This window comes from Pseudomonas brassicacearum subsp. brassicacearum, from assembly GCF_008801605.1.
In the GTDB taxonomy this organism is placed as follows: domain Bacteria; phylum Pseudomonadota; class Gammaproteobacteria; order Pseudomonadales; family Pseudomonadaceae; genus Aquipseudomonas; species Aquipseudomonas brassicacearum.
In genome coordinates this window covers 93,840-109,537 of the sequence record NZ_VZPJ01000004.1, presented here as the reverse complement: position 1 = coordinate 109,537, position 15,698 = coordinate 93,840, and the positions used below count along the sequence as shown (strand labels likewise).

Below are 15,698 nucleotides of genomic sequence, written 5' to 3'. Positions count from 1 at the left end.
CCAACATGCCCGGAACAGTGATTCCGCGGTGGAGTTCGTCCTGATGAAAGCCCTATTGCAAGTACTGAGTGTTTTAACTGGCGGTGTGAGTCTGGTCCTGAGTCCATTGGCGTCGGCTGATTTTATCAGCGACAGCAAAGCCAACTTGAACTTGCGCAACTTCTACTTCAACAACGATAACCGTGATGGCGCCGCCGCACCTTCGAAGACCGAAGAATGGGGCCAGGCCTTCATGCTCAATTATCAATCCGGGTTTACCGACGGTACCGTGGGGTTTGGCCTGGACGCGATCGGGTTGCTAGGCCTGAAGCTCGACAGCGGCGCGGGTCGTCATGTTGGCGGCTCGATGTTCCCAAACGATGGTGACAAGGCGGCGGACCAATGGTCGCGTCTCGGTGCAACCGCGAAGATGCGTGTTTCCAAGACCGAACTGCGTTACGGCACTTTGCAGCCGAAGCTGCCGATCCTGGTTTCCAACGATGGCCGCCTGCTCCCGCAAACCTTCGAGGGTGGCCAAGTCACCAGCAATGAAATCGACAACCTGACCTTCACTGCCGGACAACTGGAACACGCCACCGGCCGTGCTTCCAGTGACAGCGCCGGCCTGGCCGTGGCGGGCGGCAGCCAGGAAAGCAACAAATTCACCTTTGCCGGTGGCGATTACAAACTGACCAAGGACCTGACCGCCCAGTATTACTACGCCAATCTGGAAGATTATTACCAGCAGCACTTCGCCGGTTTGCTGCATGTATTACCGTTGGGTGAATACGGCTCGTTGAAAACCGACCTGCGTTATTTCAAGACCACGTCCGATGGCAAGAACGGCAGCGCAGCCGGTCGCGCCAGTGGTTACAAAGTCGGCGGCTATACCAAGGACGGCAGCGGTGAAATCGACAACGATACCTGGAGTGCGGCGTTCATTTACTCGTTGGGCGGCCATGCCATTACCGCCGGTTATCAAAGCGTGTCCGAAGACAGCAACTTTACACAACTGAACCAGGGCGGCCTGGTGGGTAAAGGCGAAGGCGGCGCGAGTCTCTACCTCTACACCGACCGTACCATCCAGACATTCATCCAGGCCGGCGAGCGCACGGCATTCGCCCAGTATGCCTATGACTTCGCAGGGCTTGGCGTGCCGGGTTTGAAGGCCTCGGTGATGTACCTCAAGGGCGACAACATCCAGACGGCCAGCGGCCAGGACGCCAGTGAGTGGGAGCGTGATATCTCCCTGGACTATGTAATTCAGAGCGGCGCGTTGAAGAACGTCGGTTTCGGCTGGCGCAACGGCATGTCCCGCAGCGATATTGCTCGTGACCAGGATCAGAATCGCCTGATCGTGAGCTATAGCATTCCATTGCTGTAAGCGGTCAGTATTGTTCGGGGCCAGGGAGTGGAACTCACACGTGACGCTCTCCTGGCTTGGTTGTCTGTTGGGTGTTGTCTGTTGGGATCTCACCTGTGCTGTGGCAACACTCAGCACCTTTTCGATTCGCACGATCAGGCAATTATCCGCCCGGATTGTGCAATCGCCCCCCGGCATTGCTTTCTATAGTTGACCAGAGCCAAACCATCCGGAGCTGGTACCCCTATGAGCGCCCTCAACATCAATGGCCGTGAATACACGGTCGACGTAGACCCAAGCACCCCGATTCTTTGGACCTTGCGCGACACGCTGGGCATGACCGGCACCAAGTTCGGCTGCGGCGCGGCGTTGTGTGGCGCCTGCACCGTACACCTGGATGGCCAGGCCATTCGTTCCTGCGTGACGCCCATTGCCGCCGCCGAAGGCAAGAAGATCACCACCATCGAAGCGGCAACCAACGGCAGCGACCCGGTCGGCAGCGCCGTGCACGAAGCGTGGGTCAAGCATGACGTGGCGCAATGTGGCTACTGCCAGAGCGGCCAGATCATGAGCGCGACCGCTTTCCTCAAGGCCCAGCCCAAGGGCAAGCAGCCCACGGCCGCCGAGATCGACTCGGCCATGGCCGGCAATATCTGCCGCTGTGGCACCTACGCCCGTATCCGCGCCGCGGTGGCTGATGCTGCCAAAGCCCTTGCCTGATCGGAGCAGACCATGTTGAACGAGATTTTCCCGAACGAGCACCCTCGCGCCTTGCAGCACCTGCTTGAACGCGACGAGGCTGACGGTCCCGCTACGCTGCCGCGCCGCAGTTTTCTCAAGATCGTCGGCGTCGGTGGTCTGGCGCTCGGCGCTTTTCCTCACCTGGCCCTGGCGCAGGAGGCCAATGGTGCTGCCGCGCCGCTCAAACCGACCCAGCAACCCTCGGCATTCGTGCAGATCGCGCCCAGCGGCGAGGTCACGGTAACCATCAACCGCCTGGAGTTCGGCCAGGGCGTGCAGACCGGCTTGCCGATGATTCTTGCCGAAGAACTCGATGCCGACTGGAGCCTGGTACGCAGTCGCAACGGCAACAGCGACGCCGCCTACATGGACCCGGCCTTCGGCATCCACCTCACCGGCGGTTCCAACTCGATCAAGAACAGCTATACCCAGTACCGCGAACTCGGCGCCCGCGCCCGCGCCATGTTGCTGAGTGCCGCCGCCGCGCGCTGGAACGTCGACGTGGCGAGCCTGAGCACCCAGGCCGGCATGGTCCTCGGCCCGGCAGGCCGTAAAGCGAGCTACGGCGAGCTGGCCGAAGCCGCGATGGCGATGCCGGTGCCCGAGCAGATCACGCTCAAGGATCCCAAGGATTTCCGCATCATCGGCCAGGCCACCACCCGTATCGATGCCAAGGCCAAGAGCAGCGGCCAGCAGGATTTTGGCATCGACATGCATCTGCCGGGGCAGCTCACCGCTGTCGTCGCCCGGCCACCGGTGTTCGGCGCCAGAATCGCCTCCCTGGATGACAGCGCGGCACGTGCCACGAAAGGTGTAAAAGCCGTGTTGCGCATACCGCTGGACGGCGGCGCCGAAGGTGTTGCGGTGGTCGCCGACAGTTACTGGCAGGCAAAGCTGGCACGCGATGCGCTGAAGGTGGAGTGGGATGCGAGCGCTGTAGAAAAAGTGGACAGCGAGAAACAATTGGCTCAATACCGGGAACTGGCCAAGCAACCCGGCCCGCTGCACTTTGATGCAGACATGACGCCGCTTGCCAGCGCGCCGCATCAACTGGACGCCGAGTTCGTGTTTCCCTACCTCGCCCATGCGCCGATGGAGCCCCTCAACTGCACCGTGCAGCTAGCCGGGGATGGCGCTCAACTGTGGGTCGGTACGCAGTTCCCTGGCGGTGATGGTGCCGCGGCCGCCAAGGTGCTGAACCTCAAGCCGGAACAGATCCAGGTGAACGTGCAGACCGCCGGCGGTGGTTTTGGCCGGCGCGGTGTGCCCACCAACGATTTCGTCGTACTGGCTTGTGAGGTCGCCAAGGCCGCCCGCACCGCCGGGGTCAACGCCCCTATCCGCACCCTTTGGAGTCGGGAGGACGACATCAAGGGCGGCTACTATCGCCCCATGCACCTGCACCGTGCGCGCATCGGTTTTGACGACAGCGGCAAGGTGCTCGCCTGGGACCACGCCCTGGTGGGCCAATCGATCATCACCGGCACCGTGTTTGGCGGGCGGGTGAAAAACGGCATCGACCCGACCGCCACGGAAGGCCTGCGCAATCCGTATCCGCTGCCCATGCGGCTGACGGTTCATCACCCCAAGCTCAACGTTCCCGTGCTGTGGTGGCGCAGTGTGGGCTCCACCCATACGGCGTTTGTGATGGAAACGCTGATCGACGAGATCGCCCGCACGACCAGGCAGGATCCGGTGGCCTACCGGATGAAACTGTTTGGTGAGCAGAGCCCACGCCATCGCGAGGCGCTGCAATTGGCCGTGGACAAGAGCGAGTATGGCAAGCGCCAGTTACCGGCAGGCCATGCCTGGGGCGTGGCGGTCCACGAGTCGTTCAGCTCGGTGGTGGCCTACGTCGTCGAAGCCTCGGTGCAGGACGGCCGGCCGGTGCTGCACAACGTGACGGCCGGTGTGCACTGCAACCTGGCCGTCAACCCACGCAGTGTCGAGGCCCAGGTCCAAGGCGCGGCGCTGATGGGATTGTCGATGTGCCTGCCAGGTGGCGCGATCACCCTGAAAGATGGCGTGGTGCAGCAGAGCAATTTTGCTGACTTCAGCGTGCCGCGCATTACCGACATGCCGGCGTTTGCCGTCCACATCGTGCCCAGCGCCGAGCCTCCTACGGGGATGGGTGAACCCGGCCTGCCGGCACTGGCCCCGGCTTTTGCCAACGCGGTGGCGAGCCTGACGGGTAAACCGTTGCGTGAGTTGCCTTTCAAGTTGACGTGACAGGCGTGTGAGGCTGTCTGGTCGCAATGCCAGACAAGCCTCACGATCACAAGCGAATGCGCTTGATATCCCGCTGCGGCGGCGCCCCAAAGAGACGGCTGTATTCACGGCTGAACTGCGAGGCACTTTCATAGCCAACCAGGCCCCCTGCACTGCTCGCATCGACGTTCTGGCTCAACATCAACTGCCGAGCGGCTTGTAGCCGCAGCTGCTTCTGGTATTGCAACGGACTCATACCGGTCACGGTCCGAAAATGCTGGCGAAACGTGGATGGACTCATGTGCGCTTGTGCCGCCAGATCGTCCATCCGCAACGCCTGGCGAAAATTCAGTTTCAGCCAGGCAACCGTCTTGGCGATGTGCTGGCTGGGTGACCCGGCAGCGATCACATGCAGCAACTGTGGCGCGTGGGCACCGCTCAACAGGCGAGCGATGATCTCTTCCTTGATCAGCGGAGCCACTGTCTCAAGCAGCGACGGTTCCTCCAGCAGTTCTATCAAGCGCCGCAGGGCGTCCAGCACCCCGGCATCCAGCGCTTGTACGGTAATCGGTCGAAACGCGTCGTCCCTCATGCGTTGTGACAACTGCATGCGCTCGGCCACCTGCATGACCATCGTGCTGTCGAATCTCAGCATCATGCCCAGGAACGGCTTGGCGACGCTGGCTTGGGAGACATGGGAAATGACCGGCAGATCCACGCAGGTCACCATGGACTGGCCCGGCGCGTAAGTCAGTATCTCGTCCCCGAGCATGGCTTGCTTGCGGCCTTGCAAGGTCACGCCGATACCCAGGCCATAGATGCAGTGCGTCGGCGCGGTGATCGCGTTGCGCCGATGCAGGCTCAAGCCGGCAATGGCGGTGATCTGGTCGCCCTCGCTGGGCACAAGCTGGCTGACCGAACCGGCCAGGCGACTGATGTCGCAGACGCCCTGATCGCTGTTGAAATCGGTGTGCACATTTCACTCCTTGAAAACATCGGACCCACGACTTGCGGTGATGGCGAATACTGTTCGGCATCACCGCAAGTCGTTGATCAATATGGACGCAGTATGCTGGGTCGGCGATTCGAGTCGCTTGCCTGATTGACGCAATTTCTTGCACGATTTAACGATCCGTAGCGCGCATCAGTCACTGGCAGCCGGGCATTACAAGATGTTTCATGGGGTGGGGGTGCACAAAGTGATGGCTTCGCTGGGTGCCTAAAGATTCTGGAAGATGTAGCCGGTTGACTGATGATCATCCAACGCGATACCCACTTGCAGCAGTTGTTGGGCCAGGGCCGGCGTTTCGACCCGCACTTTCCAATCCAGACCTGTCGGTGCCACGGGCGCGCGATCGTAGCGAATGATCGCTTCAGCCAATTGCGCCCGATCAGGCAAGTACACCGCCAACGCGTTGCCCTTCCAGGCGGCGACGTTCATGCCCATCGCTTCACACAGCGCAATCTTGGCCCGGGCGTCGTCCCTGTCCGCCTGGCGGGAACGTTCGATCTGATCGGCCAGGATCGGATCGACAACGCGGTCGGTAAACAAGACCTCGCCCGCCTCCCAGACCTCAGGCGGACAGACCTTGTCGGCAGGACGCAAGGCAATGAGCGGATTGATTTCCATCGGGTAGATTCGACAGACCAACGGCCGCTCTTCATAGATACCGCAACGACCATCGTCGCCGAGATTGCGGCATTGCGTCAGCGCATTACCCGCCAGTACCGCAACGACTCGAATCTGGGCATCGCCACTGGTGACTGCCACGGCCCGTTGGGCGCTGTGGGCGAATTGCCTAGGCTCGGAAGGCCAGGTTGACTCATCGAACGCCTCCAGTATGACCGCCACCTCATGTCCGCGGTTTAGCCACTGCCTTGCCTCATCCAACGTCAGCGGAATCAGCCGGCCCTTGCAGCAGATCCCGCAGCCGTTGCAGGCAAAGCGGATCGTGTTGTTCTCCATATCAAGCACTCGCACACATGTTTTCGATGGCCTACAAAAGCCCCTGCCACTCGGATACAGCTGTGGCAGGGCCTCAGGGCCGCGAGAGTATGTGGAGCGAAACGCCTATCCGTTTGCCGGATTCGCCGGCATCGTTGCCTGATCCAAGGGAATTTCAGGTCTCGGACCTTTTGGAGAAATACCGTTGTTTCAGACAACCGTTGCCTCGATCCCTGCAATCCATCAGAGAATGAAGGTACAACCCGCCTTCGAGAGGCGCGCTCTATCTTCCGAGGCCGCTCAGATGAGTATCACTTCGCCGCAGCGGCTGTCTCAATCAAGCGAGCGACCGGCTCGGGGTTTGAAACCATCACCACATGGGACGCGCCCTTGACCACTTTCACCGCCTTGGCCTCGGCACGCTGGGCCATGAACGCCATGGCCTGCGGCGGGATGTTCTTGTCCTTGTCGCCATAGATGTACCAGGACGGAATGTGCTTCCAGGCGGGCGGCCCGGCCTGCTCGTTCAAAGCCGCTTCCGTGACCGGCCGTTGAGTCGCGGCCATCAGGGCCGCTTGTCCGGCGGGAACATCCGCGGCGAACTGGTCGTGGAACTTGGCTTGCTGGATGTACAAGTCCTTGCCGCCATCCGTCAGCGGGACAGGCGCGGCAAGGGTTGGGCCCAGGGTGCTGCCGGGGAATTTGCCGGCAAGTCCGGCGACGGTTTCCCCCGCCTCGGGGGCGAACGCGCTGACGTAGACCAGTGCCTTGACGTTGGCGTGGTCATTGGCCGCTTCGCTGATCACGTTGCCCCCGTAGGAATGACCGACCAGCACAACGGGAGACTTGATGCTGGTCAACAAGGCTGACACCGCCGCGCCATCGCTTTTCACGCTGCGCAGAGGGTTGGCCGCCGCCACCACCGTGTAGCCGTCTTTCTCGAGAATCCTGGCGACACCATTCCAGCTCGATGCATCGGCAAAGGCACCATGGACCAGGACCACGGTGGGTTTTTCAGTTTGTGCAAACGCGTTGGCACCGATGAACAGACCAGCGCTGCACGCCAGTACGGCAATGACTTTTTTCATTGAATACTCCTTGGGTTTTGAGTGTTAGCGCAGATGATCAGCGTCGATCACAGCCTGGGCGAAAGCCTGCGGCGCTTCTTGCGGCAAGTTGTGGCCGACACCGCCATCGATCAGGCGATGCTCGTATTGGCCAGTGAAACGCTTGGCATAGGCTTCGGCGGGGGGATGAGGAGCGCCATTGGCATCACCCTCCAAGGTGATGGTCGGCACGCTGATCGACGGGAACGTCGCCAGTTTCTTTTCCAGCGCGTCGTATTTGGCCTCGCCCTTGACCAGGCCCAGCCGCCAGCGATAGTTGAAGATTGAAACGGCGACATGATCGGGATTCTGCAAAGCGGCGGCGCTTCGGTCATACGTCGCGTCGTCGAAGTTCCACTTGGGCGACGCCAGCTGCCAGATCAGTTTGGCGAAGTCGTGGGTGTTTTTCTCGTAGCCGAGGCGACCACGCTCTGTCGCAAAGTAGAACTGATACCACCACTGCAGTTCGGCGGCCGGTGGCAGCGGTGTCTTGCCGGCCTCCTGGCTGCCGATCAGGTAGCCACTCACCGCCACCAGCGCCTTCACCCGCTCCGGCCAAAGGGCCGCGACAATGTCGGCGGTGCGTGCGCCCCAGTCATAACCGCCGAGCACGGCTTGCTTGATCTTCAGTGCGTCCATGAAATCAATCAGATCGCTTGCCAGTGCAGAAGGCTGGCCGTTGCGCAGGGTCTTGGCCGACAGGAAACGCGTATCGCCATAACCGCGGGCGTACGGGATCAGCACGCGATAGCCCTTCTCTGCCAGCGCTGGCGCCACATCCGCGTAGCTGTGAATGTCATAGGGCCAACCATGCAGCAGGATGACCACCGGCCCGTCGGCGGGACCGACCTCGGCATAGGAAACGTCCAGCAGGCCGGCCTTGACGTGCTTCAACGGGCCGAACGAGGTGTGACTACCCGGGGTAATGGCGCCGATGGTGCTGGCAGGTACATCGGCGGCGTTTGCCTGCGACGACGCGAAGCCCAAGGCGCCCAATTGCATTATCGCGAACACCAGGATGGCTGGGGTGAACAAACGAGTACGGCGCAGTGCGGATGGGTGGTTCAGAGTCGTGTCCATGTGAATCTCCCTTACGAATGGCGGGTGAGCGGCTCCCGGTCCGGAGCCGCCAGGAAAGGTTTAATGAGCGGTCTGGGCGACGGTGTTTTTCGCGGCGCTGCGCAATGGCCGGAATGCCTCGCGCAACTCTTCGCTGAACAATTGCGGCTGCTCCCAGGCAGCGAAATGGCCGCCCTTGCTGACTTCGTTGAAGTAGGACAGCGATGGATAGGCCCGCTGGGCCCAGGTTTTCGGGGCTTGGTAAATTTCGTGGGGGAACACGGTGATCGCCACCGGGACCTTGATGTCTGCGGTTTTTTGCGCCACCGCACTGAAGTTATTGTTGTTGTTCTCCCAATAGAAACGGGAGGACGATGCGCCGGTGTCGGTCAACCAATACAAGCTGATGTCGTCGAGCATTTCATCGCGGCTGAGCACACGTTCCGGCTTGCCGTCGCTGTCAGTCCAGGCGGCAAACTTTTCGTACATCCATGCCGCTGTGCCCGAGGGCGAATCCGCCAGCAGATAACCGATGGTCTGCGGCCGGGTCACCATCATCGCGCCGTAGGCTGCATTGCGGCCGAAGAAGGTGCTCAGCGAGTTGTAGGCAGTGCGTTCCGGACCGCTCAACCCCGCAGGTGCCGGTTCGCCGCTGTTGATCGGCTTCACCAGCTCCGGCGGCACGGTCGCCGGCATGTTCAAATGGATGCCCAGCAAACCGGGCGGCGCCAGGCGGCCCAGGGCGTCGGAGATGACCGACCCATGATCACCGCCCTGGGACACGTAATGGGTGTAGCCCAAGCGTTTCATCAGCACGTCCCAGGCCTTGGCCACGCGGTCCGGGCCCCAGCCCAACTCAGTTGGCTTGCCGGAAAAGCCGTGGCCGGGAATCGAGGGGATCACGACGTCGAAAGCGTCTTCGGCGCGACCGCCGTAAGCGGTCGGATCGGTCAGCGGGCCGATGGTCTTGAGAAACTCGAACTGCGAACCCGGCCAGCCATGGGTAAGGATCAGCGGCATGGCGTTGGGATGACGCGAACGCACATGAATGAACTGGATGTCGACACCATCGATCGTGGTGATGAATTCGGGCAATGCATTGAGCCTGGCCTCGGCCTTGCGCCAGTCATAACCGTTGCCCCAATACTTCACCAAGTCCTGTACCTGGGCCAGTTGCACGCCCTGGGAAACGTCGTTGACGGTTTCCTTGTCCGGCCAACGGGCGTCGGCAATGCGCTTGCGCAGTTCGGCCAGCTTCGCGTCATCGACATGGATGCGGTATGGACGGATGGCTTCGGATTGAGACGATTGAACCGTGCCGGATGGCGCGACGTCGACGGTGGCCGCCCAGGCCCCCGGGCTGGCAGCGAGCAGTGCGAGACTGAGCGCACTGCCCCAGGCGGTGTGAACCAGGCAACGGTGCCAGGCGCAAACGGATGAAATTGCAAGCATGATGACTCTCCTTGAGTGAGTGGCCCACGGACCTGGATCAATTGTCCTGAGCGCAGTCCTGAGCGACGGCGTTGTAGTCCAGTGCCTGGATCTGGCCGGCCGAGTCCAGGTAGGTCATGCGTGTCTCCACGACGCCGCAGCCCGAGCCTTGCTTGACCGAAAGCACCTTGGCGACATCCAGGTGGTCGCCATACATGTAGGTGTGAGGCTTGATGCTGCCTTGGGCATTGGCCGCGACAGCGCCAAGGCTCAGTGCGGCAAACAGGGACGCGATGCTGAGGTTTTTCCAGTTCATGACGTTATCTCCGACGTGGGGTGAGCCAGTGAGACGGCTTGGGCTGTCTCGGTGGGCTCATTTGACGTCGGCCAGGTATCGCGCATGTGTCAGCGACGGCCTTGAATGAAATCGTCCGTATCAACAATGGCCTTGGATACACAGAGATACATTCGTATCCGGAGGGCTCGCTGATTGCCTTACTTCACCGCCCGCCATCTGCTTCGTGCATGCAGGTACGCGGTCGTATCGCTGTAACCCAACTGAGCAGCGATCTGCGCCAGGGATTCGCCCTGCATTTCCAGGAGCAACTCCAGTTCGGCGCGAACCTGGTCGAGCAACTGCCTGAAGGTCGTGCCTTGTTCCTCAAGGCGCCTGCGCAGGGTCCTCGGCGTCTGGTGCAGTGCTTGCGCCAGATCGACCAGCGTTGGCGTTTCGCCTTTGGCCAGTGATCGCCGGACACCGTCGGCCAGCCTGGCCGACCAGCCGGTGAAACTGCGGTGCGCGGCGACCCGGCGGTCGAGTTCCTGGGTCAACAGCTCCAACATGCCGTGATGACGCGTCTGCATCGGCAGGCGTGCGCTTGGGGCATCGAAATAGAAACGGTTGTCCGGGCAGTCGAACTCGATACGGTCTCCAAACCATTGGCTGTACTGTTGGTAATACGAGGGCCGCGAATGGGCGAATCTGGCGAGAGTCGGCCGTATGTCCTGTCCCGTTCCTCGCCGTAATTGCGTAACGGCCATCACGCCATAGTGCTCTACGACGTACCGCGCCAAATCCCCCGGTGCATCGACACTCAACTCGACGCCCAGACCGTTTTCGTCATTGAGCAAGCGCACCGTGTCCGTGTCCGAGGCAAGCGCGGCGTACCGCGCCCAAAGCTGCATAGACGACAACACGTCAGGACTGTACAGGCAAAGATAAGCCAGGACGTGCCAGTCCTGAGGCGTAAATAGCGCAAACAGTTTCAGGCCGATCGCCGGATCGACACGCGCCGCTTCGCGCCAGAGCTGATCCAGCTCGATCAGGTTGTAGTCTTTTTGCCTCCCGCCAGCGTGACTGTCCAGGAAGCGCTCCAGCACCTGGCCCAATTTGCCCCGGTGAAAGCGTTGGGGTGAACGATTGACCGCTTCTCGCTCGATTCTGTCCGTTTCGCGCATTGGGAGGGCTGACTCGCTGGCTTCTAATGAAATGGCATTGCCCGCTGGGGCCTTAATCGAGAGTGCCATGAATACAACAATGCTCGCCAATAATCCTTCTGCAGTCGTGGCCGGGATATTCCTCGCCTTCATTTTGCTGGAACTTGCTTGCTCGGCCTTGCGCCAGTCATCGGGCGGCAGGCGTGATGTACTGATTGAAGTCATCGGCTCCGGGATCCTGATTGCAATCACCTTCCCCGCCGTCATGTGGCTGAGCGGCAAGTTGCTCAGCCTGGTTGCCCCGCAGATGAAAGACGCGCTGGTGGCGATCCCCTGGGCCGCCGGGTTCGTGTTGTTCCTGTTGCTGGACGACATGACTCAATACTGGTGGCATCGCCTGACACACCGGGTTCCCGCCCTCTATGCGTTGCATCGCGCCCATCATTCCGCGCCCTACATGAGTGTCCGGATCGTTTACCGCAACAACAGTTTTTATTACCTGCTCATGCCCGGGATCTGGCTGTCCGGCATGCTGATCTACCTGGGCCTCGCGCCGGTCTACTACGTTTACCTGATCATCAAGATGACTGTTATTTTCGCGGCGCACAGCAGCGTTGCATGGGATGACAAGCTTTATGGGGTTCGTGGTTTGCGGCCTGTGGTCTGGCTTCTGGAACGGATAATTTCCACCCCATCCACCCACTCTGCCCACCATGGCTTGACGGCCGAGGACGGTGTCACCCATTACAAAGGCAACTTCGGCAACCTGTTGTTTCTATGGGATGTGCTGTTCGGGACGGCAAAAATCACGCGCCGACGCCCGCCAGCCTACGGAATCGAGCACCTGTCACCGATCAGTTGGCAAGAGGAATTGTTCTGGCCCGTCGTGCGCTCACGCCGTACCGCGCCCAAGGCCAGCGCACAACCGGAGGTGACGCAATGAGCCGCCACATCGTTGTGCTGTCGGGTTCCAACCGCGGGGACAGTCAGTCGCTGAAAGTGGCGCGTTATCTGCGCCAGCGACTGACGGATCTGAACCTGTGCGACGCCAGCGACTTGATTGACCTGGCCGCCTGCCGCCTGCCGCTTTGGCCGGAAAAAGACCGCGATGAGGTGTGGCTTGCCCAACAATCGATCCTTGCCAAAGCGACAGCACTGATCGTGATCAGCCCGGAGTGGAATGGCATGGCCTGCCCCGCGCTGAAGAACTTCTTCCTCTATGCGGGGATCAATGAGCTCGGGCACAAACCCGCGCTGTTGGTGGGCGTCTCGGCTGGACTTGGCGGCGCCTATCCCATCGCCGAGCTGCGTGCGTCGAGCTACAAGAATTGCCGGATCACGTATTTGCCGGAACATCTGATCATTCGGCAGGTGGAGTCGACGCTCAACGACCAGGAACCGGCCCACGAAGACGACAATCGCATTCGGGGGCGTGCTGATTGGGCGTTGCGCATGCTCTGCCAGTACGAAGTTGCGTTTCGCGAGATACGGCTGGCCCTAGAACATCCTCCGGCGTTTGCTACCGGTATGTAGGCGCGGTCGTCACTGCAGATCCTGCCGCTCAGACCGTCCCGGCTTTGCCATGAAACGCTTGCCCCAACACCGCCAACCGCTCTGCCAACGGTGGCAGGCACTGGCTGCTGCGAGTCAGGATGCCAATGTTGTCGGCATTGCGCTCAGCCACGGCCTGGACAGTTTGCAAACGCTCATTGATGCCCATTGATACCTTGGATTGTTCCTGGGTGGTAGTGGCGATCAGGTCGTTGAAATGGTTGATCACTGCGATGTCTTCCACCACGGCGTGGAGCAGTTGCGAAGCGAGTTGGCTGGCGGACACGCAGCGCGCCACCCCATCGCGGCTGTCTTGCATGGCGACAGCGGCCTGGCGGCTGCCCTGCTGCAGCTTGGCGATGATCTGCTGGATTTCCGTGGTGGACGTCGAGGTCTTTTGGGACAGGGTCCGGACTTCGTCGGCTACCACCGCAAAACCACGGCCCTGCTCGCCGGCCCGAGCGGCTTCGATGGCCGCGTTGAGGGCCAGCAGATTGGTTTGTTCGGCGATGCCATTGATCACATCCAGCACCTGGCCGATCTGCTGTGCCTGTTCGGCCAGGACTTGCACGGTTTCGTTGGTCAGGTTGATGCGCCCGGCCAGTTCGACGATCTCTTCTCGGGTCTGGTCAACCGTGCTGCGCCCGCGGTTGACCTGTTCGTTGGCCTGGCCGGCGCGCTGCAAGGTCTGGTCGACATGGCCGGCAATGTTCTCCATGGCCTGGACCAGATGGCTGATCGCTCCGCTCATCTGCGCCACTTCATCGAGTTGGTGGCGGGCGCCGGTTTCCAGGGTCTGGCCGACTTGGGACAGGTCCTGGCCCAGGTCCGAGAGATTTCGGGTATCGCGTACCACGCCGTCCACCAGTTGGGTGATCTGCTGGAGGAAATGATCGAAACGCTCGCTCGACGAGACCTTGGCGCCCTCGCTGCGCTGCCTGCCAGCGTCGTTGCTCAATTGCGCGGCCGCCACCAGAACCTTATCGAGCACATCCTGGTTTTCCGTGGCGTCGGCCAGGCTCTGGTTCGCCAGGTAAATGAGGATCACACTTTCCACCACCACGTAGAACGCGTGGAGAAAGATCATCGACCAGCCACCGTGGGCATCCATCACGAACACCGGATAACCCTGGTGTTGGAGCCAGTGAAAACCGAGGTGATGAACCGCAATGGTGGCGGCGGCCACGACAATCGGCAGCCAGTCACGGTAGAACGTCAACACGGCCAGCAGCACGAAGATCCCGAAGTGGAACTCGATCACGCCCCGGGTCTGGTTGATGTGCAATGCCGCCATGACCATCAACGCCACCGCGATAATGCAACGCATGGCCCGAGTGCCCGCCAGGACGCGATAAAGCACGGTGCTTGCTACGCAGGTTGTCGCCCCGACCAGCAACGCCTGGGTAAACGTCGAGTGCAGGAATGCCAGGCTCAGGGAATACAACAACGTGAGCCAAAGCAGCCCCAACATGATGCGATCGGCTTTACGGTGGTGATCGTTAAAGCGCACGGGCGATGTCATGGGGTCGTCCTTTTCAAAGGCCTGGAGGGTCCGTTACCAATGCCGTTCACGTCTTGGCGGCGTTTCGACAGTGAACTGTAACTGATTATCATCAGTTAGTGGCACTACGCCACCAAGCTTTTCTCGCTGGCCTTTGCTTTATGATGTTCGCCATCTCATGACTGACTGATGGAACCCCCATGACTTTCGATTTCGACACGGTATTGGAGCGCCACGGCACCGGCAGTACCAAATGGAGCCGCTACCCGGCCGATGTGTTGCCGATGTGGGTCGCTGATATGGACTTCTCCGCCCCGTCCGTGATCATCGACGCGCTGCACAAGCGCCTGGAACATCCGATGCTGGGCTACAGCGTGGCCCAGGACGATCTGCGTGCCGCCATCGTGGCCGACCTGTGGAGCAAGTACGCCTGGCGCGTCGAGCCCCAGCAGATTGTGTTCCTGCCGGGTGTCGAACCGGGCTTCAACATGGCGCTGCATGCCTTGGTAGAACCCCAGCAGAATGTCGTGGTGCAGGTGCCCAACTACCCGCCGCTGCGCAACGCAGCGGGTAACTGGCAGTTGAACAAAGTGGAATTGCCATTCAACCCGGTCAACGGTGAATTCCACACGCCATTGGCGGCATTGCGCGACGCATTGCAGGGCGGCGGCGCGCTGTTGCTGAGCAATCCCCATAACCCGCTGGGCAAGGTGTTTGACCGCCAGGAACTCAAGGCCGTGGCAGACATTTGCCTGGAGCAGGACGCCTGGATCATCTCCGACGAAATCCATGCCGAACTGTGCTTCGACGGCCGTGTGCACATTCCAACCGCGTCCCTCAGCCCGGAAATTGCCGAGCGCACCATCACCCTGATGTCCGCCAGCAAGGCCTTCAATATAGCCGGGTTGAAAACCTCGTTCGCCATTATCCAGAACGCCAAGCTGCGCGAACGGGTCAACAGCGCCCGGGCTGGCATGGTCGACAGCGTCAATGCCCTGGGCCTTGAAGCGACCCGTGCGGCCTATAGCGAGGCCGGCCCGTGGCTAGAGGCCTTGAAGGTGTATCTGCAAGCCAACCGCGATTACCTGGTCGAAGCGGTGAACTCTCGCCTGCCGGGCATCACCATGACCGTGCCCCAGGGCACTTACCTGGCTTGGCTGGATTGTTCCGGGTTGGGACTGGATGACCCGCAGGGCTTCTTCCTGAAAGAAGCCAAGGTGGGGCTGAGTGCCGGCCTGGATTTTGGTGACGATGCCGGTCAGTTCGTGCGTTTGAACTTCGGCTGCCCGCGGACGCTGCTGGAGGAAGGGATTGCGCGGATGGAGCGTAGCCTGAAAGCCAGGGGCTGATCCAACAGGCGACAACAATCCATTGTGG

Annotated in this window: 14 protein-coding genes; 6 read left to right on the top strand and 8 right to left on the bottom strand. The window is 61.0% G+C overall.

The window, feature by feature from the left end; translation table 11 throughout:
- Positions 1 to 43: 43 nt before the first annotated feature.
- From F7R20_RS11545 to F7R20_RS11535, 3 genes are all read left to right on the top strand, one after another.
- Positions 44 to 1,363, top strand: a complete 1,320-nt coding sequence (locus F7R20_RS11545; protein WP_003201839.1) for an OprD family porin — start codon at positions 44 to 46, stop codon at positions 1,361 to 1,363.
- 225 nt (positions 1,364 to 1,588) lie between these two features.
- Positions 1,589 to 2,062, top strand: a complete 474-nt coding sequence (locus tag F7R20_RS11540) for a (2Fe-2S)-binding protein (protein ID WP_003201837.1) — start codon at positions 1,589 to 1,591, stop codon at positions 2,060 to 2,062.
- A gap of 12 nt (positions 2,063 to 2,074) precedes the next feature.
- Entirely contained in the window at positions 2,075 to 4,312 is a 2,238-nt protein-coding gene (locus F7R20_RS11535) for a xanthine dehydrogenase family protein molybdopterin-binding subunit (RefSeq protein ID WP_003201835.1), read from the top strand.
- Between the two features lie 46 nt (positions 4,313 to 4,358).
- On the opposite strand, the gene F7R20_RS11530 is transcribed toward F7R20_RS11535, so the two are convergent.
- From F7R20_RS11530 to F7R20_RS11500, 7 genes are all read right to left on the bottom strand, one after another.
- Positions 4,359 to 5,267, bottom strand: coding sequence for an AraC family transcriptional regulator (locus F7R20_RS11530; RefSeq protein ID WP_003201833.1), 909 nt, complete (start codon positions 5,265 to 5,267; stop codon positions 4,359 to 4,361).
- A gap of 243 nt (positions 5,268 to 5,510) precedes the next feature.
- The gene (locus F7R20_RS11525; protein WP_003201831.1) at positions 5,511 to 6,257 is read right to left on the bottom strand and encodes a YkgJ family cysteine cluster protein; all 747 of its coding nucleotides are present in this window, start codon (positions 6,255 to 6,257) and stop codon (positions 5,511 to 5,513) included.
- 290 nt (positions 6,258 to 6,547) lie between these two features.
- Positions 6,548 to 7,324 carry an alpha/beta fold hydrolase gene (locus F7R20_RS11520; protein ID WP_003201829.1) on the bottom strand — a complete coding sequence of 259 codons (777 nt, stop codon included), beginning with the start codon at positions 7,322 to 7,324 and terminating at the stop codon, positions 6,548 to 6,550.
- Between the two features lie 24 nt (positions 7,325 to 7,348).
- Positions 7,349 to 8,422 carry an alpha/beta fold hydrolase gene (locus tag F7R20_RS11515; protein WP_003201825.1) on the bottom strand — a complete coding sequence of 358 codons (1,074 nt, stop codon included), beginning with the start codon at positions 8,420 to 8,422 and terminating at the stop codon, positions 7,349 to 7,351.
- 60 nt (positions 8,423 to 8,482) lie between these two features.
- On the bottom strand, positions 8,483 to 9,853 hold the full coding sequence (locus tag F7R20_RS11510; protein WP_003201823.1) for an epoxide hydrolase family protein: 1,371 nt from the start codon (positions 9,851 to 9,853) through the stop codon (positions 8,483 to 8,485).
- A gap of 37 nt (positions 9,854 to 9,890) precedes the next feature.
- A complete protein-coding gene (locus tag F7R20_RS11505) occupies positions 9,891 to 10,148 on the bottom strand; it encodes a DUF2790 domain-containing protein (RefSeq protein WP_003201821.1) in 258 nt (85 codons plus the stop codon).
- A gap of 179 nt (positions 10,149 to 10,327) precedes the next feature.
- Positions 10,328 to 11,290: an AraC family transcriptional regulator ligand-binding domain-containing protein gene (locus tag F7R20_RS11500; protein ID WP_003201820.1), complete on the bottom strand. Its 963-nt coding sequence runs from the start codon at positions 11,288 to 11,290 to the stop codon at positions 10,328 to 10,330.
- 67 nt (positions 11,291 to 11,357) lie between these two features.
- Between F7R20_RS11500 and F7R20_RS11495 the strand changes: the two genes are divergently transcribed.
- Both F7R20_RS11495 and F7R20_RS11490 read left to right on the top strand, forming a co-directional pair.
- Positions 11,358 to 12,212, top strand: coding sequence for a sterol desaturase family protein (locus F7R20_RS11495; protein ID WP_003201818.1), 855 nt, complete (start codon positions 11,358 to 11,360; stop codon positions 12,210 to 12,212).
- The gene (locus tag F7R20_RS11490) at positions 12,209 to 12,802 is read left to right on the top strand and encodes an NADPH-dependent FMN reductase (RefSeq protein WP_003201816.1); all 594 of its coding nucleotides are present in this window, start codon (positions 12,209 to 12,211) and stop codon (positions 12,800 to 12,802) included. Before F7R20_RS11495 ends, F7R20_RS11490 begins: the two co-directional genes overlap by 4 nt.
- 28 nt (positions 12,803 to 12,830) lie before the next feature.
- Here the strand turns inward: F7R20_RS11490 and F7R20_RS11485 are convergent, their stop codons facing one another.
- Positions 12,831 to 14,342, bottom strand: coding sequence for a methyl-accepting chemotaxis protein (locus F7R20_RS11485; protein ID WP_003201815.1), 1,512 nt, complete (start codon positions 14,340 to 14,342; stop codon positions 12,831 to 12,833).
- A gap of 179 nt (positions 14,343 to 14,521) precedes the next feature.
- Between F7R20_RS11485 and F7R20_RS11480 the strand changes: the two genes are divergently transcribed.
- Positions 14,522 to 15,670, top strand: coding sequence for a MalY/PatB family protein (locus F7R20_RS11480; protein ID WP_003201813.1), 1,149 nt, complete (start codon positions 14,522 to 14,524; stop codon positions 15,668 to 15,670).
- The last annotated feature ends 28 nt before the right edge of the window (positions 15,671 to 15,698 follow it).

Excerpts from the sequence above, each read along its gene's own strand:
- F7R20_RS11545 (WP_003201839.1), top strand. The coding sequence starts at position 44 with ATGAAAGCCCTATTGCAAGTACTGAGTGTTTTAACTGGCGGTGTGAGT.
- F7R20_RS11540 (WP_003201837.1), top strand. The coding sequence starts at position 1,589 with ATGAGCGCCCTCAACATCAATGGCCGTGAATACACGGTCGACGTAGAC.
- F7R20_RS11535 (WP_003201835.1), top strand. The coding sequence starts at position 2,075 with ATGTTGAACGAGATTTTCCCGAACGAGCACCCTCGCGCCTTGCAGCAC.
- F7R20_RS11525 (WP_003201831.1), bottom strand. The coding sequence starts at position 6,257 with ATGGAGAACAACACGATCCGCTTTGCCTGCAACGGCTGCGGGATCTGC.
- F7R20_RS11520 (WP_003201829.1), bottom strand. The coding sequence starts at position 7,324 with ATGAAAAAAGTCATTGCCGTACTGGCGTGCAGCGCTGGTCTGTTCATC.
- F7R20_RS11515 (WP_003201825.1), bottom strand. The coding sequence starts at position 8,422 with ATGGACACGACTCTGAACCACCCATCCGCACTGCGCCGTACTCGTTTG.
- F7R20_RS11510 (WP_003201823.1), bottom strand. The coding sequence starts at position 9,853 with ATGCTTGCAATTTCATCCGTTTGCGCCTGGCACCGTTGCCTGGTTCAC.
- F7R20_RS11505 (WP_003201821.1), bottom strand. The coding sequence starts at position 10,148 with ATGAACTGGAAAAACCTCAGCATCGCGTCCCTGTTTGCCGCACTGAGC.
- F7R20_RS11500 (WP_003201820.1), bottom strand. The coding sequence starts at position 11,290 with ATGCGCGAAACGGACAGAATCGAGCGAGAAGCGGTCAATCGTTCACCC.
- F7R20_RS11495 (WP_003201818.1), top strand. The coding sequence starts at position 11,358 with ATGAATACAACAATGCTCGCCAATAATCCTTCTGCAGTCGTGGCCGGG.
- F7R20_RS11490 (WP_003201816.1), top strand. The coding sequence starts at position 12,209 with ATGAGCCGCCACATCGTTGTGCTGTCGGGTTCCAACCGCGGGGACAGT.
- F7R20_RS11485 (WP_003201815.1), bottom strand. The coding sequence starts at position 14,342 with ATGACATCGCCCGTGCGCTTTAACGATCACCACCGTAAAGCCGATCGC.
- F7R20_RS11480 (WP_003201813.1), top strand. The coding sequence starts at position 14,522 with ATGACTTTCGATTTCGACACGGTATTGGAGCGCCACGGCACCGGCAGT.